General features: G+C 72.5%; 22 protein-coding genes and 1 riboswitch. Of the genes, 16 read left to right on the top strand and 6 right to left on the bottom strand.

The window, feature by feature from the left end:
- Positions 1 to 88 precede the first annotated feature (88 nt).
- Positions 89 to 847, bottom strand: a complete 759-nt coding sequence (locus tag R2D22_RS22245; RefSeq protein WP_318106387.1) for a hypothetical protein — start codon at positions 845 to 847, stop codon at positions 89 to 91.
- Positions 848 to 900: 53 nt separating this feature from the next.
- Complete coding sequence (locus tag R2D22_RS22250; RefSeq protein WP_318106389.1) at positions 901 to 1,647, bottom strand: DUF4352 domain-containing protein; 747 nt, start codon at positions 1,645 to 1,647, stop codon at positions 901 to 903.
- Positions 1,648 to 1,865: 218 nt separating this feature from the next.
- On the opposite strand from R2D22_RS22250, the gene R2D22_RS22255 reads away from it, so the two are divergent.
- From R2D22_RS22255 to R2D22_RS22265, 3 genes are all read left to right on the top strand, one after another.
- Positions 1,866 to 3,947 (top strand): N-6 DNA methylase, encoded by a 2,082-nt coding sequence (locus R2D22_RS22255; protein WP_318109917.1) that lies wholly within the window; start codon positions 1,866 to 1,868, stop codon positions 3,945 to 3,947.
- A gap of 94 nt (positions 3,948 to 4,041) precedes the next feature.
- Positions 4,042 to 4,683, top strand: a complete 642-nt coding sequence (locus R2D22_RS22260; RefSeq protein WP_318106390.1) for a hypothetical protein — start codon at positions 4,042 to 4,044, stop codon at positions 4,681 to 4,683.
- Positions 4,680 to 6,197 carry a protein kinase domain-containing protein gene (locus R2D22_RS22265; RefSeq protein WP_318106392.1) on the top strand — a complete coding sequence of 506 codons (1,518 nt, stop codon included), beginning with the start codon at positions 4,680 to 4,682 and terminating at the stop codon, positions 6,195 to 6,197. The genes R2D22_RS22260 and R2D22_RS22265 overlap by 4 nt, the downstream gene beginning before the upstream one ends.
- Positions 6,198 to 6,216: 19 nt before the next feature.
- Here R2D22_RS22265 and R2D22_RS22270 read toward each other — a convergent pair whose 3' ends face one another.
- Positions 6,217 to 7,062 carry a methyltransferase domain-containing protein gene (locus R2D22_RS22270; RefSeq protein ID WP_318106394.1) on the bottom strand — a complete coding sequence of 282 codons (846 nt, stop codon included), beginning with the start codon at positions 7,060 to 7,062 and terminating at the stop codon, positions 6,217 to 6,219.
- Between the two features lie 170 nt (positions 7,063 to 7,232).
- Complete coding sequence (locus R2D22_RS22275; RefSeq protein WP_318106396.1) at positions 7,233 to 8,921, bottom strand: RICIN domain-containing protein; 1,689 nt, start codon at positions 8,919 to 8,921, stop codon at positions 7,233 to 7,235.
- Positions 8,922 to 9,156: 235 nt separating this feature from the next.
- Between R2D22_RS22275 and R2D22_RS22280 the strand changes: the two genes are divergently transcribed.
- Both R2D22_RS22280 and R2D22_RS22285 read left to right on the top strand, forming a co-directional pair.
- On the top strand, positions 9,157 to 9,753 hold the full coding sequence (locus R2D22_RS22280) for a dihydrofolate reductase family protein (protein WP_318106398.1): 597 nt from the start codon (positions 9,157 to 9,159) through the stop codon (positions 9,751 to 9,753).
- A 92-nt stretch (positions 9,754 to 9,845) separates the two neighbouring features.
- Positions 9,846 to 10,427, top strand: a complete 582-nt coding sequence (locus tag R2D22_RS22285) for a hypothetical protein (RefSeq protein ID WP_318106399.1) — start codon at positions 9,846 to 9,848, stop codon at positions 10,425 to 10,427.
- Here R2D22_RS22285 and R2D22_RS22290 read toward each other — a convergent pair.
- Entirely contained in the window at positions 10,411 to 12,783 is a 2,373-nt protein-coding gene (locus R2D22_RS22290) for a YfhO family protein (RefSeq protein WP_318106402.1), read from the bottom strand. The two genes, R2D22_RS22285 and R2D22_RS22290, sit on opposite strands and share 17 nt — an antisense overlap.
- Before the next feature lie 124 nt (positions 12,784 to 12,907).
- On the opposite strand from R2D22_RS22290, the gene R2D22_RS22295 reads away from it, so the two are divergent.
- The 4 genes from R2D22_RS22295 to R2D22_RS22310 are packed head-to-tail and all read left to right on the top strand — an operon-like array spanning position 12,908 to position 16,005.
- Entirely contained in the window at positions 12,908 to 13,873 is a 966-nt protein-coding gene (locus R2D22_RS22295; protein ID WP_318106404.1) for a glycosyltransferase family 2 protein, read from the top strand.
- Positions 13,870 to 14,289: a GtrA family protein gene (locus R2D22_RS22300; RefSeq protein ID WP_318106406.1), complete on the top strand. Its 420-nt coding sequence runs from the start codon at positions 13,870 to 13,872 to the stop codon at positions 14,287 to 14,289. Before R2D22_RS22295 ends, R2D22_RS22300 begins: the two co-directional genes overlap by 4 nt.
- Before the next feature lie 51 nt (positions 14,290 to 14,340).
- The gene (locus tag R2D22_RS22305; RefSeq protein ID WP_411977062.1) at positions 14,341 to 15,015 is read left to right on the top strand and encodes a SurA N-terminal domain-containing protein; all 675 of its coding nucleotides are present in this window, start codon (positions 14,341 to 14,343) and stop codon (positions 15,013 to 15,015) included.
- Positions 15,016 to 15,033: 18 nt separating this feature from the next.
- Entirely contained in the window at positions 15,034 to 16,005 is a 972-nt protein-coding gene (locus R2D22_RS22310; RefSeq protein ID WP_318106408.1) for a nucleoside triphosphate pyrophosphohydrolase, read from the top strand.
- Here the strand turns inward: R2D22_RS22310 and R2D22_RS22315 are convergent.
- A complete protein-coding gene (locus tag R2D22_RS22315) occupies positions 16,002 to 17,213 on the bottom strand; it encodes a globin domain-containing protein (RefSeq protein ID WP_318106410.1) in 1,212 nt (403 codons plus the stop codon). The genes R2D22_RS22310 and R2D22_RS22315 overlap by 4 nt on opposite strands.
- A 99-nt stretch (positions 17,214 to 17,312) precedes the next feature.
- Here R2D22_RS22315 and R2D22_RS22320 point away from each other — a divergent pair, with 99 nt between their 5' ends.
- The 7 genes from R2D22_RS22320 to R2D22_RS22350 all read left to right on the top strand — a co-directional run bounded on the left by R2D22_RS22320 (position 17,313) and on the right by R2D22_RS22350 (position 24,433).
- The gene (locus tag R2D22_RS22320; protein WP_318106412.1) at positions 17,313 to 18,554 is read left to right on the top strand and encodes a cytochrome P450 family protein; all 1,242 of its coding nucleotides are present in this window, start codon (positions 17,313 to 17,315) and stop codon (positions 18,552 to 18,554) included.
- A 179-nt stretch (positions 18,555 to 18,733) separates the two neighbouring features.
- The gene (locus tag R2D22_RS22325; protein WP_318106414.1) at positions 18,734 to 19,624 is read left to right on the top strand and encodes a transglycosylase family protein; all 891 of its coding nucleotides are present in this window, start codon (positions 18,734 to 18,736) and stop codon (positions 19,622 to 19,624) included.
- Between the two features lie 275 nt (positions 19,625 to 19,899).
- Positions 19,900 to 20,076: riboswitch (cyclic di-AMP (ydaO/yuaA leader) on the top strand.
- A 3-nt stretch (positions 20,077 to 20,079) separates the two neighbouring features.
- Positions 20,080 to 20,772, top strand: a complete 693-nt coding sequence (locus R2D22_RS22330; protein WP_318106416.1) for a transglycosylase family protein — start codon at positions 20,080 to 20,082, stop codon at positions 20,770 to 20,772.
- 286 nt (positions 20,773 to 21,058) lie between these two features.
- Positions 21,059 to 22,345, top strand: a complete 1,287-nt coding sequence (eno, locus tag R2D22_RS22335) for a phosphopyruvate hydratase (protein ID WP_318106417.1) — start codon at positions 21,059 to 21,061, stop codon at positions 22,343 to 22,345.
- Between the two features lie 102 nt (positions 22,346 to 22,447).
- On the top strand, positions 22,448 to 22,921 hold the full coding sequence (locus R2D22_RS22340) for an FtsB family cell division protein (RefSeq protein ID WP_318106419.1): 474 nt from the start codon (positions 22,448 to 22,450) through the stop codon (positions 22,919 to 22,921).
- 49 nt (positions 22,922 to 22,970) lie between these two features.
- Positions 22,971 to 23,522 carry a DUF501 domain-containing protein gene (locus tag R2D22_RS22345; RefSeq protein WP_318106420.1) on the top strand — a complete coding sequence of 184 codons (552 nt, stop codon included), beginning with the start codon at positions 22,971 to 22,973 and terminating at the stop codon, positions 23,520 to 23,522.
- Positions 23,519 to 24,433 carry a Ppx/GppA phosphatase family protein gene (locus tag R2D22_RS22350; protein WP_318106423.1) on the top strand — a complete coding sequence of 305 codons (915 nt, stop codon included), beginning with the start codon at positions 23,519 to 23,521 and terminating at the stop codon, positions 24,431 to 24,433. The genes R2D22_RS22345 and R2D22_RS22350 overlap by 4 nt, the downstream gene beginning before the upstream one ends.
- Positions 24,434 to 24,771 lie beyond the last annotated feature (338 nt).

A 24,771-nucleotide genomic window follows, 5' to 3' on the forward strand; every position in this document is an offset into this window, starting at 1 on the left:
TACGACACGACGTGCGAACGGGCCTGGTGAGCCGCCCGTCCGGCGGCCCACCAGGCCCGTTCGCGTTCCGGTCCGTTCCGATCGGCGATCAGTCCTCCAGGTCCACCACGTCCTCGGCCGCGGGCTTCCGCGCCGGCACCGGCTTGTCGTACGAGGAGAAGGTGATCGTCCCCGGCTCCTCGCCGCCCTTGGAGACGATCTTCAGCAGGTACGGCGTGCCCTCCGTGGCCACGTACACCGTGGTGCTCTCCGCGCCCGCGCCCTCGGTCAGCCGCAGGGCCTTCTTGCCGTTGACCGTCGTCTCCTCGCCGGCGTCGGCGAAGTTCACGCCCTGCTCGAACTCGGACAGCAGCGCGTTCAGATCGCACAGTTCCAGGCTGTCCTTGGCCTCCGGGTCGGAGGCGTCGGTCTCGACCCACTTGCCCTTGAGCATCTTCAGGACCGCCTCCTGCTGCTCCTTGGGCTCGCCCTTGCCCTGCTCCCGCAGGAACGCCTCGTCGAACCGCATGTACGCGGTGCCGCCGGACCTGATCAGTTCCGCGGTGCCGGTGACGCCGACCGACAGGGTGCCGGCGCACTGCCCGCTCCGGTCGATCGACATGTAGGCCTTCAGCGGGCCGTCCGCGGAGGTGGTGGCGACGTCGAGGGTGAGGGACTTCGCGCCCTTGGTCGCCCCTATCGACTTGTTCACGATCTGGGGGCCGGTCAGGCCCTTGAAGGGGCCGGACGCCTCTTCCTCGAAGGGCCCGCATGCAGTGGCGCCGGCCGCGACGGCGGCGACGAGCAGGGCGGTGGTGAGGGCGGCGCGGCGGCGGGGGGACGGGAGGCGGCGGCCGAGGGCAGGCATGGGGGTTCTCCGGGGGGACGGCGGGGGTGGGGGAGCGGTGCGCTACGCGCGGGTCAGAGCTTCAGGTCCCACTGGGCGGCCTCGTGCTCCAGGCCCGGGCTGACCTCGACGGTGAGGTTCTTCGCGTCGGCCGGGGCGTCGAAGGCGAAGACGACCGTGGACTTCTTGCCGGGCATGATCGAGCCGTTGAAGCCGGTGCCGACCTTCTCGTCGAAGATCTGCTCGGCGGCGACGCCGTCCTTGCCGGCGCGGGCGTCCGCGGTGACGAGCGTGGCGTCGAACTTCTTCTTGCCGCCGTTCTCGATGACCACGGTGACCTGGTACGCCTTGTTGCCCTCGGTGTGCCCGGCCGCGAACTCGCTCGGCTTGTAGGCGGTGGGGGCGGAGACCGTGACCTTCAGCCCGTCCTTGTCGTAGACGGAGCTCTCCCCGCCGGCCAGGCTCTTCCCCTTGGCAGCGCCGCCCGGCTTCTCCGGGGCCGCGTCCTTGATCGCCTTGTCGACCTCGTCCACCGCGTCAGCGACGGCCGTGAACGTGATCACCGCGCCGACCACCGAGAGGATCAGCGCCACCAGGCCGAGGACCGCGCCGGTGGTCGCGACGCCCTTGTTGTTCGCCTCGCCGCGCTTGACCCGGCCGCGGCCGGACAGGCCCAGGATCAGCGCGATCAGGCCGAGGATCCCGGCGAGCCAGAAGAACAGCGGGATCAGCCCGGAGATCGCGCCGATGACGCCGAGGATCAGTGCGGCGGTGCCGAGCCCGTTGCGCAGGGTCGTCGGCTGAAGCGTGGTGTGCGACATGGATGCCCTCCCGGACATGGGACGTGATGCAGGTGTGTGACCGGCTCTCACGGAGTCCCGTGGAGCGATGGATCAATAACAACAGAGACTGTGAACCGAGTCAACACGGTTCACGAGAATTCGTTCCGCTCACACTGTGAAGTGGTGTCGGGGGTGTTCATCGGTAAGATCGGCGTCACAGCGGATGGACGGAGCAGGGCGTGAAGGGAGTCAGCCAGGTGCCGGAGAGCGCAGCAGAGGTGACCGCGGCCGGGATCGCCCGGCTGGCAGGAGTCGGACGGGCCGCCGTCAGCAACTGGCGCCGCCGCCACGCCGACTTCCCCAAGCCCGTCGGCGGCACGGAGGCCAGCCCCTCCTTCGCCCTCCCCGAGGTGGAGTCGTGGCTGCGCGCCCAGGGCAAGCTCGCCGAGGTCCCGCTGCGCGAGCGGGTCTGGCAGCAGATCGCCGGCCACCCCGCCGGAGCGGTCACCGCCCTCGTCCAGTCGGGCAGCGTCCTGCTGCTCGTGCACGACCGGCCCGCCGCCTGGCCCGGCCTCGCCGCCCTCTCCGACGAGCGCTTCGCCGGCCTGCTGCCGGTCGCCCTCGAAGAGGTCCTGACCGCCCGCTACGGGCTCGAGCGGGCCGTCCGCACTCCCGCCCCGGCCGAACTCGACGGTGCCGTCCCCCTGTTGCGCGCCGTCGTGGACCTCGCCGCCGAGACCGGCGCCCGCCAGGCCTTCGAGTTCCTGCTCGGCCGCCATCTCGACGCCAACCCGCGCCAGCACACGCTCACCCCGCCCGGCCCCGCCGCCCTCATGGCCGCCCTCGCCACGGGCTCCGGCACCGCCGCCGCCCGCCCCGCCGGGACCGTCCTCGACCCCGCCTCCGGCACCGGCACCCTGCTCCGCGCCGTCGACCGGGCCACCGCTCTGTACGGGCAGGACGCCGACCCCGACCTCGCCGCGCTCACCGCGCTCCGCCTCGCCCTCGCCGACGGCGCCGAGGTCCGCGTCCGCCCCGGCGACAGTCTGCGCGCCGACGCCTTCCCGCAGCTCGCCGCCGACGCCGTGCTCTGCCACCCGCCGTTCAACGAGCGCAACTGGGGCCACGACGAACTCGCCTACGACCCGCGCTGGGAGTACGGCTTCCCCGCCCGCACCGAGTCCGAACTGGCCTGGGTGCAGCACGCCCTGGCCCGGCTGCGCCCCGGCGGCACCGCCGTCCTGCTGATGCCGCCCGCCGCCGCCTCCCGCCGCTCCGGCCGCCGCATCCGCGCCGACCTGCTGCGCAAGGGCGCGCTGCGCGCCGTCGTCGCCCTTCCGGCCGGCGCCGCCCCGCCGTACGGCATCCCGCTCCACCTGTGGGTGCTGCGCAGGCCCGCGCCCGGCGTGGCGGCCTCCCCGGAGCTGCTGCTCGTCGACACCGCCGAGCAGGCCGCGGCCCCGGCCGGCGCGGGTGCGCCCGGCGGCGGGCGCGACAAGCTCGACTGGCAGGCCGTGCACACCGCGGTCCTCGACGCCTGGCTGCCGTTCGACAAGCACGGCACCGTCGACGAGACCCCCGGCGCCAGCCGCAGCGTCCCCGTCATCGAACTCCTCGACGACGACGTCGACCTGGCCCCCGCCCGCCACCTTCCGCCGCCCGCGGCCGCCGGCGGCGCGGCCGAACTCGCGGGCGTCCGCGACCGGCTCACCGAGACCCTGCGCCGCACCGCCGCGCTCACCCCGCCGTCCGAGCAGCCCACGGCCCGCGCGGAGGCCCCCGCCCGGCTCCCCCTGGTCACCGTCGGCGAACTCGCCCGCACCGGAGCCCTGGAGCTGCGCGCGGGCGGCACGGGCGCCGGCACCGGCCGGGTCCTCACCGACCACGACGTCCTCCTCGGCCAGGCACCTTCCGGCACGCTGCCCGAGGGCCGGTCCGAGGAGCCCGTCGTCGTCGCGCCGGGCGATGTCGTCGTCCCCGTCCTCGGCGGCGGCGCGGTCGCCCGCGTCGTCGACGTGGCCACCGCCGGCGCCGCCCTCGGCCGCAACCTCCAGCTGCTGCGCCCCGACCCGGCCGCGCTCGACCCGTGGTTCCTGGCCGGCTTCCTGCGCGGCACCGCCAACACCCGCCAGGCCAGCAGCTACGCCTCCACCGCGACCCGGCTCGACGTCCGCCGTCTCCAACTGCCGCGGCTGCCCCTCGCGGAGCAACAGCGCTACGGGGAGCGGTTCCGCGCGCTCGCCGAGTTCGAGGACGCGCTGCGGCTCGCCGGCCGACTCGGCGAGCAACTCGTGCAGGGCATGTACGACGGGCTGACGGACGGCACCGTGAAACCGTGATCGGTTCGACAACGGTTCCGTACAACCCAGGGGCCGTTGTCCGTGTCGGTGTATACGCTCGTCTCCGCAACCGACTCGTCCGCCAGGAGCTGGAATGTACGGCCACGGCTACCCGCCGCCGCAGCAGCACCGTCCTTCGCAGGGGGTGCTGGTCGGGCTGCGCGTGCTGTTCGTCGCGGTCGCGATGCTCAGTTGCGGCTTCCTGGCGTTCGCCCCGCTGATCCGGCTCGCGGTCGTCACGCGCCGGAAGCTGGACTGGGTGCTGTTCGGGGTCTTCCTCGCCGCCGACATCGCGCTGCTCACGTACATCGGCGTCACCGCCGAGGAGAAGGGCAGCGATCTGGAGGCGTTCATCGGCGTCGGCACGATGATGGCGCTGGTGGTCGGATCCGTCTCGTACTACCTCGTCGCCGAGATCCAGCACTACGCGAAGACGGCCCTGCCCACCCCGGCCCTGCCCACCCCGGCCGGGCCGCCGCCGGTCACCGGCGGCTACGGCTACCCGGCCACCTCCGCCACCGTCCCCTCGCCCGGCTACCCGCAGCCCATGCCGCACGCCCACCCGATGCCCGTGCCGCCCCCGCCGCAGCCCCAGCCGCCCGCGCCCCCCGCCCAGCCCCCGGCCCAGCCCCCGGCCCAGCCCGCGGCCGCCTCGCACTCCCAGCCGCGCATCGACCAGGTCCGCGCCGAGCTGGACGAACTCAGCGACCTCCTCCGCAAGGAAGAGGGGAAGTGAACGGACGGGTCATCGGCGGCCGTTACGAGCTGGCGGGGCTCATCGGGCAGGGCGGCATGGGCCAGGTCTGGACGGCCTACGACGGCCGGCTCGACCGGCGCGTCGCCGTCAAGCTGCTCCGCCCCGACCACATGGCCGCCGCCACGACCGCGAACGAGATCCGCCGCAGGTTCGTCCGTGAGTGCCGGGTGACCGCCCAGGTCGACCACCCCGGCCTGGTCACCGTCCACGACGCCGGCAGCGACGGCGACGACCTGTACCTGGTCATGCAGTACGTCGAGGGCGCCGACCTCGCCGACCACCTCGCCGAACACGACCCCTACCCCTGGCAGTGGGCCGTCAGCGTCGCCGCCCAGCTGTGCGCGGTGCTCGCCGCCGTGCACGCCGTGCCGATCGTGCACCGCGACCTCAAGCCGCGGAACGTGATGGTGAAGCCCGACGGCACGGTCACCGTCCTCGACCTCGGCGTCGCCTCCGTGCTCGACACCGACACCACGCGCCTCACCCACACCGGCTCGCCCATCGGCAGCCCCGCCTACATGGCCCCCGAACAGGCAATGGGCGGCGCCGTCGGACCGGCCACCGACCTGTACGCGCTCGGCGCGCTGCTGCACGAACTCCTCAGCGGCAACGTGCCGTTCGCCGGCTCCACCGCCCTTGGCGTGCTCCACCGGCACCTGTACGAGCCGCCGCTGCCGCTCCGACAGCTCCGCCCCGAGGTCCCCGAGCCGCTGGAGGCCCTCGTCCTCAGGCTGCTCGCGAAGGACCCGCGACACCGGCCGTCCGGCGCGCAGGAGGTGTACGAGCACCTGGTCCCGCTGCTGCCCGCGCGCGGCGTCCCGGCGGGCCCGATGGACCCCACCCGTCCGTTCCTGCGCCCGCACGCCCCCTGGCCCGACCGTGCCTCCGCCCCGGCCCCCGCGCCCGTACCGCCGGCCGCGCCGCCCGCCGCGGCCCGGCCGGACGTGGCCGCGGCCGTCGACGAGGTCAAGCGGCTGCTCGGCGAGGGCAGCATCACGCAGGCCGTCGACATCCTCGGCGGGATCCTGCCGGCCGCCGCGGCCGAGCACGGCGAGCACTCCCCGGTGGTCCGCATCCTGCGCAAGCAGTACGCCACGACCCTGATGGACGACGGCCAGTACCGCCGCGCCCTGCCCGAACTGCGCCGGCTCGCCGACGACCGCGCGGCCGAGGCCGGGCCGGGCGACCCGCAGACCCTGCAGTTCCGTTACGACGCCGCCCAGTGCCTGGAACAGCTCGGCGAGACCGCGGCCGCCCTCGCCGAGTACCGCGCGCTGCTCCCGTCCTACGAGAGCGGCACACCGGACCCGGCGCGCGCCTTCGACATCCGCCACCGCATCGGCCAGTTGCTGCTCGCCATGGGCGACCACACGGCGGCCGGGCAGCACATGCAGAACCTGCTCTACGACGCGGAGCTCCAGTACGGCCCGTACCACCCGCTCGCCGTCGACCTCCGCCGCGCCCTGGACCGCCAGCGGCAGATGGGCCGCTAGCGGGGCGGTTCCGCGTGCTCTAGGCGAGGGTGTCCGTGTGCGCCGGGGCGGTGCGGAGGTAGCGGGTCTGGGCGATGCGGCCGGCCGGGCGCAGGGAGTCGGCGCGGGAGCGGTCGGTCGACATGACGAGGATCAGCGCGTCGGGGGCGGCGAGTGCGGCGGCCTGCTCCAGGTCGTGACGCGGGCCGTCCTGCGGGGTGTTGACGACGACGATGCCGTAGTGGCGGTCGGCGAGCTGGGCCCGGATCTCCGGCCGCGCGAAGTCGCCCCGGACGAGCCGGGCGGTGCCCGCTCCGTCCGCGCCGCCGAGCGCGAGGTTGCCCCGGATCAGCTCGGCGCGATCGGGTGCGTCGGCGAGCGGGTCGACGACGGTCAGCCGGGCCTCGACCCCGCCGCGGTGCAGCATCCGCCGCAGCGCGGCGGCGAACAGGCCGTGCCCGGTGCCGATCTCCAGCACCTCGCCGTTCGGCGGGGCGAGCTGCGGGACGGCGGCGAGCCGCCCGCACACGTCGGAGAGGGTGCCCGCGAGCCCGCCGGTGCCGAGCGCCTCGACGGCGACGAGGTGGCGGTAGGCGACGGTGACCTCGCGGCGGGCGTGGTCGCGGTCCCGGCCGGTGACGGCGGCGACCTCGCGGACCAGGGTGTCGATCTGCGTGGCGGTCGGCATCCGGTCGCCGTCACGGCCCGCGCGGTCGAGCAGGAGCGACAGCCCGTACTGGCGGCGGCGCAGGTCGGCGACTTCGTGGTGGAGCGCGTCGAGGTCGGTCTGGAAGGCCGTCGTCACGCGTTCCATCCGCTGCTCGACCAGCGAGAACGCCGGGCGCAGCATCCGCTGTGCGAGCCGGTTGCTCAGAAGGGAGGGCATGGCGGGCAAGGTACGCGGCGGCCCGGCGCGGGAGGGCGACGGCACGTTGCCTTTCGGGTGAACCTCTGGTGTCCCTTGGGTGATGCGGGGCGAGAGGCTCCGCATCACCCGAGGGATCGACCGTCGGATGCCGATCGTCGGAGGCCGATCGTCAAGGACCGGCCGTCAGGTCACAGGGCCTTCACGAGCCAGTCCTGGACGTCGGGGTTGGGGTTCCCCTGCGTCCAGAGCGTCAGCCAGACGCCGTTGCCCAGGGAGTTGCCCTTCGGCGTGATCGCCTTGCCCCAGGCGTTGGCGGTGCCGCCGTTGTTGGTGGCGAACTTCTGCACGTCGCTCGACGGGTTGCAGGTCCACAGGGTCAGCAGCGTCCCGTCCGTGCCGGCGGCGTTGCCCTGCGGGGTGATGCACTTGCCGCTCGCCTTGTGGACGATGAGCCCGTTGTCGAACTTCCAGCGCTGGACGTCCGACCCCGTGCACGACCACACGGTGATCGGTGTGCCGTTGGCGGTGCCGTTCCCCTGCGGCGTCGCGCAGACGAAGCCCGGCTCGTGGCGGTTGGCCAGCCACGTGTAGCCCTCGGAGTCCGCCTGTCCGGCGTACGCGTCGACGGAGAACACGACGCGCCGGCCGACCCCGTTCGAGTCGAGCGCCTCGTTGAGGCCCCAGAGCCGGTTGACCCGCCGGTCCCAGGAGAGTCCCTGGGTCAGGAACGGGGCCTGCGAGATGACGTACGGCGCCTCACCGGGCTTGGCCTTGTGGATGCAGGCGTACGAGTTGTTGTACCCGGGCGTGGTCTCCGTGGCGGGTACCCATTCGCCGGGCCAGCCGGCCGGGCAGGAGCCGGCCATGTAGTAGCTGGTGCCGTCGGTGGCCGCGCCCTGGATGCCCCACACCGGGGAGGTGTAGCCGGTGGTCTCCGAGGAGATCTGCGTGGGCGTGGCGCCGCCCAGGCCCGTGGCCGTCAGCGGCCAGCGGACGATGCGCGCGCCCGCCCCGCCCCGGTTCTCCGTGGACACCAGGACCGGCGTGGCGCCGGAGCGGTCGATGCTCAGGGTGCTCAGACACAGGACGCCGTTGCCGGGACCGCAGGCCCGGGGGTTGTTGTCGGGGAAGGCGGTGGCGGGCGTGTCGACCGCGGCGCTGCCGTACGTGCTGTAGCGCGCGACGAGCGGCAGGGCCCAGCGGTGCTTGCGCGCCGAGCTCTTGCCCGCGACCAGACCGGTGCCGCTGTTCGCGGTGTCGGTCATGCGCCACATCCGCTTCAGGTCGTACACCTGGAGCTCGACGCCGTTGGCCACGAACAGCCGGTTCTCGTGCCAGGCGACGCCGTCCGCGTGCGACAGGTTCGTGAGGGTCTTGAAGTTCCCGTTCACCGGCTCGACGAGCGCGATGTGCCCGTACGAGACCTGGCTCCCGGTCGACTCGGCGATCGAGACGCGGGTGTACTGCTCGTTGGGCTGCCCGTTGGCGTACTTGCCGTAGTACCAGGACCCGGCGTACAGCGAACGGCCTTCGTAGTAGCCGTCGGCCGTCGCGGCATGGGCCCCCGCGAAGCCCTGCGGCATCCAGCCGCCGTCGGGGTCGTTGTACCCGGTGAAGTCGTCCTCGGTGTCCCAGCAGAACCCGTCGCGCTTGAGCGCGCCGTTCAGCCCCTGGGCGCCGTGGCAGAGGCCGGGGGTGCCGGTGCGCTCGCCGAGCACCTCGGTGACGGCCGCACGCGCGATTCCGGCCGCCTCGGCCGAGGTGATGAGAGCAGACTTGTCGCCGTCGATGCGGGTGAGCTTGAAGTTCGCCGTGAAGGGGTCCAGGCCCGAGGCGGCCTGGGCGGGCTGCACGGGCAGCAGAACGGAGGCGGCCACGGCCCCTCCGAGCAGGATTCGAGTGAGGCGGCTACGGCGCCCGAACATGTGTTTCATCGGGTGAGCCTATGGGCTCGGCAGGGTGTTTCTCGACGTCCGTGACGACGAACAAGGGCGCGTCGTTTTGAGCGAAGTGCCAAGAGGAGCACGCAAGATGGGCCGGAAGCGATGAGTTTCCGGCAGGGCTGCGGTCTTTACCGGCGTCGCACCGACACGAGAATGAGGAGCGGTCCCCATGCGCATCGTCATCACCGAGTTCATGAGCCTCGACGGCGTCGTCCAGGCCCCCGGCGGCCCGAAGGAGGACACCGACGGCGGCTTCGCGCACGGCGGCTGGACGGGTCCGTTCTTCGACCCGGAGGTCGTCGGCGGCGTGTGGGACCGGGCGTTGGCGGGTGCGGACGCGCTGCTGTACGGCCGCCGCACCTGGCAGACCATGGCCGGCGCGTGGCCGGAGCGGGCGGGCGACCCGTTCGCCGACCGGATGAACTCCATCAGGAAGTACGTCGTGACGACGACGCTCGACGCGTCCGACCTCACCTGGGAGAACAGCGCGATCATCGACGGCGCGAAGGCCCTCGACCGGATCCGTGAACTCCGCGCGGCGGAGGGCGGCGACCTGCTGGTCATGGGCAGCTCCGAGCTCGCCCGCACGCTGCTGGCCGAGGACCTGGTGGACGAGCTCCGCCTCATGATCATGCCGGTGATCCTCGGAGGCGGGAAGAAGATCTTCCCGGAGGACGGCGGTCTGCGGAATCTGGAGCTGGAGTCGGCCGTGACGAGCCCGGCGGGTGTCCAGGTGTGCACGTACCGCCGCGTCTCGGACCGCTGACCGAGACCTCTCTCACTTCGAGACGACTTGACCGGGCACCCCCTTTGGTATTTAGGTTCGCCTTACCTAAGTACGAAAGGAGAATTCAGCCAGTGGACGCCGCCTCCGACAGACCCGCCGTCGTTCTGATGTCCCAGCGTGCGCGCGGTTCCGAGCAGCACACGCCCGTGTGGGTCCTCGCCGTCCTCGGCGTCGTCGGCTCGGCCGCGCTGCTGGGCGCCTGCTGGGTGTCCGGCCATGTGCACGCCGACGCGGCGCTGCTGACGGTCGCCCGGTTCCTCCACATCGCCGCGCTCGCCGTCGGCATGGGTGCGGTGCTCGCCGTGGACTGGCTCGCGGTCCTGTGGATGCGCGGGCTGCGCAGCCTCCCGGAGGTCCTGAACACGGCCCGCGGCCTCCAGGTGCCGATCTGGGGCGGTCTCGCCGGTCTGCTCGTCACAGGCCTGTTCCTCCGTCCGAACCTCGAGTCGTCGCTGACGGTGGTCAAGGTGGGCCTCGTCCTCGCCATCACCCTCAACGGCCTCTACGCCCACTGGCTCGGCCAGCGCCTGGCGCCCTACAAGAGCGGCCCCGTGCCCCGCAGCCTCCTGGTCCAGTCCGCCGCCGCCGCGGCCCTGAGCCAGACCGGCTGGTGGGGCGCGGCCCTCATAGGCTTCCTCAACAGCCAGTCGTAGCCGCCGCGCCCGTCCTCGTACGACGCCGGGCGCCGACGACCCGGGCCACCAGCGCCAGCGCCACCGCTCCCACACCCAGCCCGCCCCGCAGCCCCGGCGGGCGGAACGTGCAGATCGTCGTCGTGCGGCCGGTGGCCGGGGCGGCCAGGAGGCCGCCGTACGCGGTCGCCGGGCGGCCGTCGCAGCGCCAGCCCGCGATGCGCGGGGCCGCCACCACGACCGTGCCGGCCACGCCCGGCGGGAGCTCCGCGCGCACACCGGAGTCCGTGATCTCGACCTCGGTCGCGGCGCGGGCCCGCAGCGCGGTCACCGCGGCGCGCAGCCGGGCCGGGTCCAGGCAGCCGACCGCGCCCCGCCCGCCCCGGCCCTCCAGGACCGGGCCGGCGCCCGCCGTCCCCTGCACGCCCAGCGAGGTCATCGCGGCCCGCCGCTTCGGCAGCCCGCCGCGCAGCTCCACCGGCGGGCCGGCCGCGCCCAGCCGGGCCGTGCCCGTGAAGTCCGGCGCCCAGAGGAAGACCTCGGTCCCGACCGGGCACACCCCGTCCGCCGGCAGGTCGTAGACCCGGGCGCCGAGCAGCAGTTCCTGGTTGCGGAAGGCGGACGGGCCGTACGCTCCCGGCGGGCCCGCGGGGCGGACCGTCACCAGCGGCAGCGGCTCCCCGGTCCGTACGACCCGCCCGTCCCGCCATCGCGCGCCCACCCCGAACAGCGCGTCCGTGACCGGGTTGTCCAGGCTCTGCAGATTGCGGCCGCGCGAGGTCCAGCCCGCGCCGAGCGCCGCCAGCGTCCGCGTCAGGACCTCGGGCGTGTGGCTGCTGTAGTACCCCGCGCCCTGCCCGCCGACCAGCAGCGGGTCGTTGCCGGTGAGCAGCGGGCGGCCCGGGTCCGTGCGGTACACGGGCCAGCCGTCGGCCGCCGCGACCGCCGCGGCCCGTGTCTCGTGCGCCGCGCCCCACGCCGGGTAGTCGTCCAGCCGGGCCCGCTTCTCCCGGTCCGCGTACGCCGTCGTCGCCGCGGCCTGCCCGACGAGCGCCGCAGCCAGCAGGCCCGCCGCGAGCACCGCGTACCGCCGGTCGCCGTACCGCCCGCCGCCGTGCCGCCGCGCCAGGACGAGCCCCGCCGCCGACGCCACGAACCCGGCCGCGAACAGCGGGTACGTCCACACGGACACCAGCGCGCTGCCCGTCGCCCCCGCCGCGAGCACGAGGACCACCGCCGCGCCGCCGAGCAGCGACCGCCGGTCCGGCCATCCGTACGACAGGCCGGCCCACGCCGTCAGCACCAGCACCCCCGCGAGCACGAACGACTGGCGGTAGGGGCTGCCGTTCGGCGTGGCGAACACATGCCACACCAGATGCGTCGGCTGCCACTGCAGCGACAGCGCCACGGCCACCGCGAGCCCCGTCCACAGCCACCGCTCCCGCCCCGGCACGTCCCGGCGGAACGCCAGGCCGCAGGCGAGCAGCAGCGCCCCGGTGCCGAGGAACGCGGCCGGGCTGGCGAAGCCGTACGTCGCCGGGAGCGTCCGCGCGAGCACGTCCGGCAGCGTGGCCGGGACGAACTCCCGTGTCACGCCCGGGTACGCGTGCCGCGAGCCGAGGAACACGGGCAGCAGTACCGGCGCGGCGAGCCCGACGCCCAGCGCGACCGTGCCCGCCGCCCGCGCCACCACCCCGGGCCGCAGCTCCCGCGCCGCCGCGAGCCGCACCAGGAGCACGAGCGCCGCGCCCAGCGTCGCCATGTACGCGGTGTAGAAGTTGGCCACCCAGGCCAGCGCCACCACCCCCGGACCGAGGACGGGCCGGCGCCGCTCCCGTACCCACTCGCCGACCAGGCAGAGCAGCGGGAAGGCGATCAGCCCGTCCAGCCACATCGGGTTGTACGTGGCCTCGACGACCGACCAGCCGCACAGCCCGTATGAGGCCCCGAGCACCGCCGCGCCCCACCGGGGCCCGGGGCGCAGCGCGAGCAGCACCCCCGCCATGGCGGCGGCGGCCGTCGCCGTCTTCAGGACGGTGATCACGTACACCGCGAGGTCGATGCCGTCGCGCGGGAACAGGCCGACGAGCAGCGCGAACGGGCTCGTCAGGTACGTCCCGAGGTCGGGCAGGAAGCTCGTGCCCCAGCCGGACCGCCAGTTCAGCAGCAGCCCGCCGTCGGCCCGGCCGTGCAGCAGGTCCCACAGTTGGGCGTGGAACGGGACGAACTGGTTGCCCAGGTCGTTGACGGCGCGCGTGCGCGACCCGAAGGGGAACGTGCGGGCGGCCGCGTCCCCGGCGCACAGGGCGAGGGCGGCGAGCAGCCCGGCGAGGGCGGGGGCGGCGGCGGGCCGGGCGGGAAGAGACGGTCGGCGCATGACGGTTCGAATATGACAGCGATGATCGTGAAATGGTCCGGGAAATGGGCCAGTTCATGCAATGGTCTTCTGCCCGCCATGTGTCGAATCCGCCCGCGACACACCCGTGCACTGTCGTTTCCCCGTGCTGATCTCGATTGTGGTCCCGTGCTTCAACGAAGAGGAGATCATCGGCCGTTTCCATGACCATGTGACGGCGGAACTCTCCCGACTGGACGGAGAATTCGAGCTGGTCTACGTGGACGACGGAAGCCACGACCGTACGCTCCCCATCCTGGAGGAGATAGCGGACGCCGACCCGCGCGCCCGCTTCGTCTCCTTCAGCCGCAACTTCGGCAAGGAGGCTGCGATGCTGGCCGGTCTCCAGCACGCGGTCGGCGACGCGGTCGTCATCATGGACGCCGACCTCCAGCATCCGCCGGAGCTCGTGCACCGCATGCTCGCCCTGCACGCCGAGGGATACGACCAGGTCATCGCCCGGCGCACGCGCAAGGGCGACCGGGTCACCCGGACCCTGACCGCCCGCGCCTACTACTGGCTGATCAACCGGCTGGTGGACGTGGAGCTGGTCGACGGCGTCGGCGACTTCCGGCTGCTGTCCCGCCGCACCGTCGACGCGGTCCTCGAACTCACCGAGTACAACCGCTTCTCCAAGGGCCTTTTCGCCTGGGTCGGATTCCGCTCCACCACCTTCGAGTACGAGAATGCGCTGCGTGAGCAGGGCCGCTCGAAATGGAGTTTCGGAAAACTTCTCAACTACGGTCTCGACGGGCTGCTCTCCTTCAACGACAAACCGCTGCGGGCCGCCGTCTATCTCGGTCTCGTACTGGTTTCCGTGGCCATGGCGTACGCGGCCTGGATCGTCGGTGTCGCGCTGGTGAACGGGGTGGACACCCCCGGTTATGTCACCCTGCTCGTCACCGTCACGGCGCTCGCCGGCGTCCAGATGGTGATGCTGGGACTGGTCGGCGAGTACGTCGGCCGGATCTACTACGAGGTGAAGCGTCGCCCCCACTTCCTGGTGAAGGCGGCGAACACGGGCACCGTCCCCGGCCAGAAGCAGACCCGGCAGGAGCTCGTACGGCGATGACGACGACGGCCTGGCAGGTGGTGCGGTTCGCACTCGTCGGGGCGGTGAACACGGGCACGTACTACGGCCTCTACCTGCTGTTCGGTCTGCGGCTGCCCTACCTCGCCGCCCACGTGCTGGCGTTCCTGCTGTCCATGGTCGGCTCGTTCTTCCTGACCTCGTACTTCACCTACCGCACCCGGCCCACCTGGCGGAAGTTCCTGCTCTTCCCGCTCACCAACGCGGCCAACTTCGTCATCACCACGGTGGGGGTGTACGTGCTGGTGGACCTGGCCGGTCTGTCCGCCCGGTACGCCCCGCTGATCGCCGCCGCGGGCGCCGTCCCCGTGACGTTTCTGCTCTCCCGAACGATCATGCTGCGACCCGACACCACCCGAACGCACGAGTCGTTGGTCGAAACAGTCGCTTCGAAGTAGTGGCCCAGACCACGGCGACTGCCTAACATCGATCACCGCAAGGTCGTAAAGATGACGAACGACCCACGCCGGGAGGCTCCTTTGCACCGCCGCACCGCGCTCTCCGTCTCCGCCGCGCTCCTCGCCGCGGCCCCGCTCCTCTCCGCCTGCGGGAGCGACGCGCACCCAGGCGCGGCGGCCGTCGTCGGGGGACAGCGGATCGAGGTCTCCAGCCTCCAGGCCCAGGTGAAGGACGTCCGGACGGCGCAGCAGGCCTCGCCGCAGTCCGCCCAGCTGCTCCAGGCGACCGGCGACCTCAGCCGGGAGAAGCTCAACGGCATGATCTTCGACCGGATCGTGGACCAGGTGGCGAAGGACCACGGGGTGACCGCGACCCGCGCCGAGATCCAGCGGACCCGGGCCCAGGCCGCCGCGCAGACCGGCGGCGAGGAGCAGCTCGCCGCGATGCTGCTCCAGCAGCAGGGCATCGCGCCGGACCAGATCGACGCCGCGGTCCGCCGGCAGATCCTGATGAACAAGGTCGCCGAGAAGATCGGCGCGACGAACACCCCCGAGGGCCAGAAGAAGCTGACCGAGGTGTTCACCGCGGCGTCGAAGAAGCTCGCCATCGACGTGAACCCGCGCTACGGCGCCTGGGACAACGACAAGATCCAGCTCGGCTCGTACAGCGCGCCGTGGATCAAGCAGCTCACGCAGCAGCCCCCGGCCATCGAGAGCGGCGCCTGACCCGGGTAGGTTCGAGGGGTGAACGCTGACAGCCCCGGCCGTATCGTCCTGCTCACCGCCAGCCACCGCGTGGCCCCCGGACTGCTGTCCTGGCCCGCGTGGCAGACGCTGCACGCCGCCGACCGGGTGCTGTGCCCCGACGAGCACCACCCGCAGCTGCCGTACCTGCGCGAGGCCGGCGTGGCCGTCGAGCACGGCCGCCCGTCGGCGCAGGACCTCGTCGAGGCGTGCGCCGGGGGGCGGACCGTCGTCGTGCTGCCCTCCGGCGAGGGCGACACGACCCTGACGGACGGACTCGCCCGGCTGGCCGGCTCCGGCCGCGTCGCCATGCCCGACCTGGAGCTGCTGCCCGGCTCGTACGACCTGCCCGGCGCGCGGCTGCTCGACCTCGTCCAGGTGATGGACCGGATCCGCCGCGAGTGCCCGTGGTCCTCGCGGCAGACCCACAAGGGCCTCGCGAAGTACGGCATCGAGGAGGCGTACGAACTCGTCGAGGCGATCGAGGACGGCGACCGGGACGAGCTGCGCGAGGAGCTCGGCGACGTGCTGCTCCAGGTCGTCTTCCACGCGCGGATCGCGGAGGAGTACGAGGACGCGGACGAGGCGTTCTCCATCGACGACGTGGCCGGCACCATCGTGGAGAAGCTCATCCACCGCCACCCCCATGTCTTCGGCGACGCGCACGCGGAGACCCCGGAGGACGTCAAGGAGCACTGGCTGCGCACGAAGGCGATCGAGAAGCAGCGCGAGTCCGTGACGGACGGCGTCCCCCTCGGTCAGCCCGGTCTCGCGCTCGCCGCGAAGCTGGCGGGCCGCGTCCGCACGGCGGGCCTCGAGGTGGAGCCGCCGTCCGGCGAGGGCATCGGCTACGAACTGCTCGCCCTCGCGGTCCGCGCCGAGGCGGCGGGCGTCGACCCGGAGGCCGCGCTGCGCGCGGCGGGCCGGGCGTACCGGGACGCGATCCGCGCGGCGGAGGGCACGGACGCCTAGGGTTCCCCCGGCGCCCGCGCCTCGGGGTCGTGCCACTGGAGCTCCGGCGGGCTCAGCAGCCACTCCGCCGCGCCCTGCGGGCGGGTGTGGGAGCGGCCGATCGCCGGCAGCCGGTCGTGGAAGATCCGCGCGGGTGCCGTCCCCAGCGCCTCCAGGACCGGGACGGTCTCCGTGAGGAAGCCCGGCGGTCCCGCCAGGTAGACGTCGTGGTCCGCCCAGTGCAGGCTCGCCGGCAGCGCCTGGAGGAGGCGCTCCGTCGCCTGGTCCCGCGGATGCCGCGGCGCCGACGCGATGCACGTGACGCCCAGCCCGGGTATCCGCTGCGCGAAGGCGTCGAGCTCCGCCTGGCCGTACAGGTACTCCCGGGCCCGCGCCACCAGGAACAGCCGCGCCTCCGTCTCCCCGGGGTCGACCGCCAGTTCCTCGAGCAGCGCCCTGACCGGCGCCCAGCCCGTCCCGGCGGCGATGTACGTGCGTGGGGCGCCCGCCGGTGTGCGGTGCACCGTCGCCCCGCCCGCCGCGCTGAGGCGCAGTGTCTCGCCGGGCCGGACCTCGTCCACCAGCGCCGTGCTCATCCGCCCGCCGCGTATTCGGCTGACATGCAGGTCGACGGTGCCGTCCGGGCGGGGCGCGTTGGCGAGCGAGTACGTGCGCCAGATCCGCGGCACCCGCAGCGAACTGACGCTCGCGTACTGCCCGGCGGAGTACATGTACGGCTGCCGGGGCCGCAGCGTGAGCACCGCGAGGTCGTCGCCGTACCGCAGGTGCCGCACCACGTCCGCGTCCCACCAGGCGGGCTCGCCGGCCTGCTCGGCCTCCTGCGCGCCGCGCATCATGAGGTCGGCGACCAGGGTGTACGCCTCCGTCCAGGCCTTCTCGGCGGCCGGCGTCCACGCGGTCCCGGCGGTCCTGGCGAACGCCGTGAGCAGACTGGCGCCGACGGCCGGGTACAGCGCGGGCGCGGCGAGGAACTTGCGGTGGTCGCGGCCGAGCCGGCCGAGGTAGTCCGCGAGGCCGGGGTCGTCGAGACGGGTGACGACGTGGGTGAGCGCGGCGAAGAGCCGGTCGCGCTGCGGGCGGAGGTCCTCGGGGAACAGGTCGCGCACGCCGGGGTTGTGCCAGAACAGGTGCGAGTAGAAGAAGGTGACGGCTTGTTCGGCCCGTCTCTCGACGACGGCGAACGTGCTTCGGAGCAGCTGAGGATCCACGACGACGAATCTAGGCCACGAGTCTTCACCAGATCCGCACGACCTTCACGGTGTGTCCCCACGGCTCGGTCCGGGCCGGAGTCCGGGTAACGTCGGAGGGTGAGTGAGAGCCCCGCCCCCGAACTCTTCACCTGGGAGTTCGCCACCGATCCGTACCCTGCCTACGCCTGGCTGCGCGAGCACGCGCCGGTGCACCGGGCGACGTTGCCCAGTGGGGTGGAGGCCTGGCTGGTGACGCGGTACGGGGACGCCCGGCAGGCGCTCGCCGACCAGCGCCTGTCGAAGAACCCGGCCCACCACGACGAGCCCGCGCACGCCAAGGGCAAGACCGGCATCCCGGGCGAGCGCAAGGCCGAGCTGATGACGCATCTGCTCAACATCGACCCGCCGGACCACACCCGGCTGCGCCGGCTCGTCTCCAAGGCGTTCACGCCGCGCACGGTCGCGGAGTTCGCGCCCCGGGTGCAGGAGCTGACGGACCGGCTCATCGACGGGTTCGAGGGCAGGGGCGAGGCGGACCTCATCCACGAGTTCGCCTTCCCGCTCCCCATCTACGCGATCTGTGACCTGCTCGGCGTCCCGCGCGAGGACCAGGACGACTTCCGGGACTGGGCCGGGATGATGATCCGGCACGGCGGCGGGCCGCGCGGTGGGGTGGCCCGGTCGGTGAAGAAGATGCGCGGCTACCTCGCGGAGCTGATCCACCGCAAGCGCCTCGACCCGGGCGACGACCTCATCTCCGGGCTCATCCGGGCGTCCGACCACGGCGAGCACCTCACGGAGAACGAGGCCGCCGCGATGGCCTTCATCCTCCTGTTCGCCGGCTTCGAGACGACCGTGAACCTGATCGGCAACGGGGTGTACGCGCTGCTGCGCAACCCCGAGCAGCGCGAGCGCCTCCAGGCCTCCCTGGCGGCCGGCGAGACCGGCCTCCTGGAGACCGGGGTGGAGGAGCTGCTGCGGTACGACGGGCCGGTGGAGCTGGCGACCTGGCGGTTCGCCACCGAGTCGCTGACCCTCGGCGGGCAGGAGATCCGGGCCGGCGACCCCGTCCTGGTGGTGCTCGCCGCCGCCGACCGGGACCCGGAGCGGTTCGCCGAGCCGGACACGCTCGATCTGTCGAGGCGTGACAACCAGCACCTCGGCTACGGGCACGGCATCCACTACTGCCTGGGCGCCCCGCTCGCCCGGCTGGAGGGCCAGACGGCGCTCGCCACGCTCCTGACTCGCTTGCCGGACTTGCGACTTGGGGCCGATCCGGCCGAACTGCGATGGCGCGGCGGGCTGATTATGCGTGGTCTACGCACGCTTCCGGTGGAGTTCACCACCCCGCACAACTGACGGAGCGTCAAGACTGTGATCTTCGCGTGATCCGCGCTGCATCGACTTGTGACTTACGTTCGAATGCCGCTACGTTCACCGACACCTCAGCAGTCACGCGAAAGGCACTCCGCATGCGCTCCGGGAACGGACGACACCGTCGCCCCCGTCAGGCCCCCGCCCTCGTCGTAGCGGCAGGCGTGACCGGGTCCGCCCTCGCCCTGCCGCTGCTCGGCGCGGGCTCCGCCTCGGCCGCCGACGCGGCGACGTGGAACCGGGTCGCCGAGTGCGAGTCCGGCGGGCTGTGGAGCGCCGACTTCGGCAACGGGCTGTACGGCGGCCTGCAGTTCACCCAGGAGACCTGGGACACCTTCGGTGGCGCCGAGTACGCGGCCCGCCCGGACCTCGCCAGCCGCGCTCAGCAGATCGCCGTCGCGGAGAAGGCGCTCGCCTCGCAGGGCGCGAAGACCTGGGCCACCTGCGCCGGGATCGTCGGCCTGAAGGACGACGGCACCCTGAAGCCGCCCGCGAACCCGACCGGCGGGGTCCTGCCGGAGGCGCCCGACGCATCCGCAAATCCGGATGCCGCGGGGGAGGGGTCCACCGACCCCGCCGAGTCCGACACGCCCGGAAAGCCCGAGAAGTCCGCCGAGCCCGACGTGAGCGGCTCGCCCTCCTCGCCGTCGGCCTCCGCCTCCCCGGACGCCGGCACCTCGCCCGGCACCGAGACCCCCGGCACCGGCAAGCACCGCGGCGAGGCGGCCACCGAGGATCCCGTCAATTCGGACACCACGCCCGAATCGGGACGTCATGCCGCGCCGAGTGGCGACCCGGCGCGTGACGCCGGCGATCCCGCTGTCGACGAAATCGCCGGTAACCAGACGGATGCCGCCAAGGGTGTGAAGGGTGAGAACCCGAACACCTCGGACGAATACACCGTGCTTCCCGGCGACAACCTCTCCGAGATCGCCGCCGAGCACGAACTCCACGGAGGGTGGAAGGCGCTCTACAAGGCCAACCGCGAGACCGTGGGGGCCGATCCGGACCTCATCCGCCCCGGTCAGAGCCTCGATCTGACCGACCGGCAGTAGTCGCGTACGGGGGTGGTTCGCGGCTGTATGTCCGGTTCTGAGCAAATGAGACATGGGTCTCTTCGCCTCAACTGGCGTGTCTTGTCCGCAAACTTTGCTTCCGTCACCTCTCACCTGCGCAAACGACCCTCACAACTGGGCCGGTAGGGGCGATTTTTCCCGAATGGGGTCTTTGAACTTGGCCGGGGTCTGTGTCTACGGTCGTGACCGCTCGCCACCGCGGGCCCCGTCGACCGGTAACGCCGAATCCTGCCGTCGGCCGATGGGAACAGTCGTCGCGTCAAGCGCCGTAGGCAGGAGCGGGGGACCCAGGTAAGTGCCGGTCCCGGCCGTCGAGACAGTGACGGCCGATCGACCGGCTTGGGGTGAAGCCGCGTGCAAGGACACGCGGCCGGGCAACTCTTCCGGCCCGAACCCGACAGCTCACCTCGCAGGCGTCGGTGAGGAGAACTTCCATGCTGCTTTCCGGCAAGGGCAAACACCGTCGTGCCTCCAAGGCCACCCGCGTCGTCGCACTCGCCGGCGTCGCCGGTGTCGCCGTCGCCGCCCCGCTGCTGACCGCGGGCACCGCCTCGGCCGCCACCGCCTCCGAGTGGGACGCCGTCGCGCAGTGCGAGTCCGGCGGCGACTGGTCCATCAACACCGGCAACGGTTACTACGGCGGCCTGCAGTTCTCGGCCTCCACCTGGGCCGCCTACGGCGGCACCGCCTACGCGGCCACCGCCGACCAGGCCTCCAAGTCGCAGCAGATCCAGATCGCCGAGAAGGTCCTGGCGGGCCAGGGCAAGGGCGCGTGGCCGAGCTGCGGCGTGGGCCTGTCCGGCGCCGCGTACACCGGCGGCACCGCCGAGCAGGCGCAGCCCCAGCCGGAGCGGAAGGCCGAGCAGCCCACCACCCGCAGCGAGCAGCGCACCGCGCCGAAGCCCGCCGCGAAGAACGGCGACGCGAAGAAGACCGTCACCACCCCGACCGGCAAGAAGGTCAAGAAGGGTGACGGCGAGTACAAGGTCGTCGCCGGTGACACGCTGAGCAAGATCGCCGCCGCGCACGACGTCAAGGGCGGCTGGGAGAAGCTCTTCAAGCTGAACAAGGACATCGTCCAGGACGCGGACCTGATCTACCCGGGTCAGCAGCTCCACCTGAAGTGAGCCGAGCGACCCGGGTGGGTCCGGCGGCCCACCCGCGTCGCACGACACTCCCGCGGTGATCACCCCGGTCCGGCGTGTTTCTCCCCCGTACACGCCGGGCCGGGGTTCTCCATGTCCGGTTACCCGCAGGTAGAACGAGACCGTTCGCCCCGGGATGCCCGCGCTTGGGTCCTTTTTCGTCCCAGCGGGCGGGCACCCGACTGGCCGGGCACCCCGAGCCGGTTAGGCTCTTGTCGCAAGGCCAAGCAGACCTCTGCACTTTTCTCGCGTCACATCCCAGAAGGAGATGCTCGTGCCGTCCATCGACGTCGTCGTAGCCCGGGAAATCCTGGACTCCCGAGGCAACCCCACGGTCGAGGTCGAGGTCGGCCTCGACGACGGCAGCACCGGCCGTGCTGCCGTTCCGTCCGGCGCCTCCACCGGTGCGTTCGAGGCCCTGGAGCTTCGCGACGGTGACCAGAACCGCTACCTCGGCAAGGGTGTCGAGAAGGCCGTCCTCGCCGTCATCGAGCAGATCGGCCCGGAGCTCGTCGGCTACGACGCCACCGAGCAGCGCCTGATCGACCAGGCGATGTTCGACCTGGACGCCACGCCGGACAAGTCCTCGCTCGGCGCCAACGCCATCCTCGGCGTCTCCCTCGCCGTCGCGCACGCCGCCTCCGAGGCGTCCGACCTCCCGCTCTTCCGCTACCTGGGCGGCCCGAACGCGCACCTGCTGCCCGTTCCGATGATGAACATCCTGAACGGCGGCTCGCACGCCGACTCCAACGTGGACATCCAGGAGTTCATGATCGCGCCGATCGGCGCGGAGTCCTTCTCCGAGGCGCTGCGCTGGGGCACCGAGGTCTACCACACCCTCAAGTCCGTCCTGAAGACCAAGGGCCTGTCCACCGGTCTCGGCGACGAGGGCGGCTTCGCCCCGAACCTCGGCTCCAACCGCGAGGCGCTCGACCTCATCCTCGAGGCCATCAAGCAGGCCGGCTACGTCCCGGGCAAGGACATCGCGCTGGCGCTCGACTGCGCCGCGTCCGAGTTCTACAAGGACGGCGCCTACGAGTTCGAGGGCAAGTCCCGCTCGGCCGCCGAGATGACCGAGTACTACGAGGAGCTCGTCTCCGCGTACCCGCTGGTATCCATCGAGGACCCGCTGTTCGAGGACGACTGGGACGGCTGGAAGACCATCACCGAGAAGCTCGGTGCCAAGGTCCAGCTCGTCGGTGACGACCTGTTCGTCACCAACCCGGAGCGCCTGGCCCGCGGCATCGACGAGAGCGCCGCGAACGCCCTCCTCGTGAAGGTCAACCAGATCGGCTCGCTGACCGAGACGCTGGACGCCGTCGAGCTGGCCCAGCGCAACGGCTTCAAGTGCATGATGTCCCACCGCTCCGGCGAGACCGAGGACGTCACCATCGCCGACCTGGCCGTCGCCACCAACTGCGGCCAGATCAAGACCGGCGCCCCGGCCCGCTCCGAGCGCGTCGCCAAGTACAACCAGCTGCTGCGCATCGAGGAGATCCTCGACGACGCCGCGGTCTACGCCGGCCGCAGCGCCTTCCCGCGCTTCAAGGGCTGACGCCAGGGCTGACACCCAGCAGCCGTGAGGCAGCTTCCCCGCGTCCCCGCACTCGGTCCCGTACCGTGTGCGGGGACGTGCGTTTGATCAGGGGGTGTACGAATGGCCGTGAAGGACCGGGACCGGTTCTCGACCGCGACCCGGATCAGGCTGCTCGGCGAGCAGACCGCCGCCCGTGTCTACCGGTCCCAGACCCGCCGGCAGGCCCGCCGTTCCCGGCTCACCGGGCGCGCCGCCTTCCTCGCCCTGATCGTCTGCTCCCTGGTGGTGGCCCTCGCCTACCCCATGCGGCAGTACGTCTCCCAGCGCGCCGAGATCGCCGACCAGGAACGCCAGGCCGCCGAGGCCGCCGACCGGGTGGAACAGCTGCGCGACGAGAAGGCGCGGCTCCAGGACCCCGCGTACGTGCGCCGGCTGGCCCGCGAGCACCTGCACTTCGTGATGCCCGGCGAGACCGGCTTCACCGTGAACGACCCGGAGGCCGCCGGCCGGCCCCGCTCCGGGGGCGACGCCGACGACCGCGCCTGGTACTCCGAGCTGTGGGACGGCGTGGACCACGCCGACGCGCGCCGCTGAGGGATGATGGGGGCGACCCGGCTCCGACGACGAGAAGACTGACGTACGCATGGAAACGCCCCCTCCGCAGACCGAACCCACCGCGCCCACCGAGGCGGACGTCGCCGCGTTCGAGGCGCAGCTCGGCCGGCCGCCGCGCGGCCTGCGCGCGATCGCGCACCGCTGCCCGTGCGGCAACCCCGACGTCGTCGAGACCGCGCCGCGGCTCCCCGACGGGACGCCGTTCCCGACCACGTACTACCTGACCTGCCCGCGTGCGGCCTCGGCCATCGGCACGCTGGAGGCCAACGGGGTCATGAAGGAGATGCAGGCCCGGCTCGGCACCGACCCGGAGCTGGCCGCCGCCTACCGCGCCGCCCACGAGGACTACATCGCCCGCCGCGACGCCATCGAGGTCCTGGAGGGCTTCCCGAGCGCCGGCGGCATGCCGGACCGGGTCAAGTGCCTGCACGTGCTCGTCGGCCACTCGCTCGTGGCCGGCCCGGGCGTGAACCCGTTCGGCGACGAGGCGATCGCGATGCTGCCGGAGTGGTGGGCCAAGGGCCCCTGCGTCGACCCGTGCGGCGAGAAGGCCGCCACGGAAGAGGAGGCCGGCGAATGACGCGCGTCGCTGGCATCGACTGCGGGACGAACTCCATCCGCCTGCTGGTCGCCGACGTTCACCCCGAGACGGGCGAGCTGATCGAGCTGGACCGGCGGATGACGATCGTCCGGCTCGGCCAGGGCGTGGACCGCACCGGGCGGCTGGCCCCGGAGGCGCTGGAGCGCACCTTCGCGGCCTGCCGCGAGTACGCCGGCGTCATCAAGGAGCTGGGCGCCGAGAAGCTGCGCTTCGTGGCGACCTCCGCTTCCCGGGACGCGGAGAACCGCGAGGAGTTCGTCTCCGGGGTGCTGGACATCCTGGGCGTCGAGCCCGAGGTGATCTCCGGCGACCAGGAGGCCGAGTTCTCCTTCACCGGCGCGACCTCGGAACTCGACGGCGACGACACGTGCCTGGTCGTCGACATCGGCGGGGGTTCGACCGAGTTCGTCGTGGGCAACCGGCACGTGGAGGCCGCGCGTTCGGTGGACATCGGCTGCGTCCGCCTCACCGAACGGCACGTCACGAGCGACCCGGTGAGCGCCGAGGAGATCGCCGCGATCCGCGCCGACGTCCGGGCCGCGCTCGACCTGGCCGCCGAGACCGTCCCGCTCGCGCAGGCCGAGACCCTGGTCGGCCTGGCCGGCTCGGTCACCACGGTCGCCGCGATCGCGCTGGGTCTGGAGGAGTACGACTCGGAGCGGATCCACCGCTCCCGGATCTCCTACGAGCGGGTCGTCGAGGTCACGGACCGGCTGATGGGCTCCACCCACGACGAGCGCGCCGCGATCTCCGTGATGCACCCGGGACGGGTGGACGTCATCGTCGCCGGGGCGCTGGTGCTGCGGGAGATCATGGAGCGGATCGGGGCCCGTGAGGTCGTGGTGAGCGAGCACGACATTCTCGACGGAATCGCCCTGTCGGTGGCATAAGGGGCCGTCGCCGCGCCGTCCGGCGACACCCCGCCCGAAGAACTTCGTGAAGTTCTTCACAAGAAAAAGGCCCTGATGGGGGCCCTGGAGGGTCATCTGAGCCTCCGGAGCCCCTGTCGGGGCTCTTTCGTAGGCGCAGAGGTCAGTTCGCTCGTTGTTTCCATCGCGTGAACGCACCCTGTGGTTCAGCGTTACGAATGGCTCTCTGGGCCAGTTCAACAGGGGTGAACAACGTTCGCCGGTGCACCGCGGTTCCTTTGCGGCAACATGACCTCGGTCACGTGGGCGGCGGAGTGTAGCAGAGGTGGTCACCATGCTTGTGAAGGGGCGCACGAGCG

It is taken from the genome of Streptomyces sp. HUAS YS2 (genome assembly GCF_033343995.1).
Taxonomy (GTDB): Bacteria; Actinomycetota; Actinomycetes; order Streptomycetales; family Streptomycetaceae; genus Streptomyces; species Streptomyces solicathayae.

Coding starts and splice junctions, on each gene's coding strand:
- R2D22_RS22245 (WP_318106387.1), bottom strand. CDS start 847: ATGCCTGCCCTCGGCCGCCGCCTCCCGTCCCCCCGCCGCCGCGCCGCC.
- R2D22_RS22350 (WP_318106423.1), top strand. CDS start 23,519: ATGACGCGCGTCGCTGGCATCGACTGCGGGACGAACTCCATCCGCCTG.
- R2D22_RS22290 (WP_318106402.1), bottom strand. CDS start 12,783: ATGCGCCGACCGTCTCTTCCCGCCCGGCCCGCCGCCGCCCCCGCCCTC.
- R2D22_RS22300 (WP_318106406.1), top strand. CDS start 13,870: ATGACGACGACGGCCTGGCAGGTGGTGCGGTTCGCACTCGTCGGGGCG.
- R2D22_RS22260 (WP_318106390.1), top strand. CDS start 4,042: ATGTACGGCCACGGCTACCCGCCGCCGCAGCAGCACCGTCCTTCGCAG.
- R2D22_RS22330 (WP_318106416.1), top strand. CDS start 20,080: ATGCTGCTTTCCGGCAAGGGCAAACACCGTCGTGCCTCCAAGGCCACC.
- R2D22_RS22270 (WP_318106394.1), bottom strand. CDS start 7,062: ATGCCCTCCCTTCTGAGCAACCGGCTCGCACAGCGGATGCTGCGCCCG.
- R2D22_RS22305 (WP_411977062.1), top strand. CDS start 14,341: ATGACGAACGACCCACGCCGGGAGGCTCCTTTGCACCGCCGCACCGCG.
- R2D22_RS22340 (WP_318106419.1), top strand. CDS start 22,448: ATGGCCGTGAAGGACCGGGACCGGTTCTCGACCGCGACCCGGATCAGG.
- R2D22_RS22250 (WP_318106389.1), bottom strand. CDS start 1,647: ATGTCGCACACCACGCTTCAGCCGACGACCCTGCGCAACGGGCTCGGC.
- eno (WP_318106417.1), top strand. CDS start 21,059: ATGCTCGTGCCGTCCATCGACGTCGTCGTAGCCCGGGAAATCCTGGAC.
- R2D22_RS22280 (WP_318106398.1), top strand. CDS start 9,157: ATGCGCATCGTCATCACCGAGTTCATGAGCCTCGACGGCGTCGTCCAG.
- R2D22_RS22345 (WP_318106420.1), top strand. CDS start 22,971: ATGGAAACGCCCCCTCCGCAGACCGAACCCACCGCGCCCACCGAGGCG.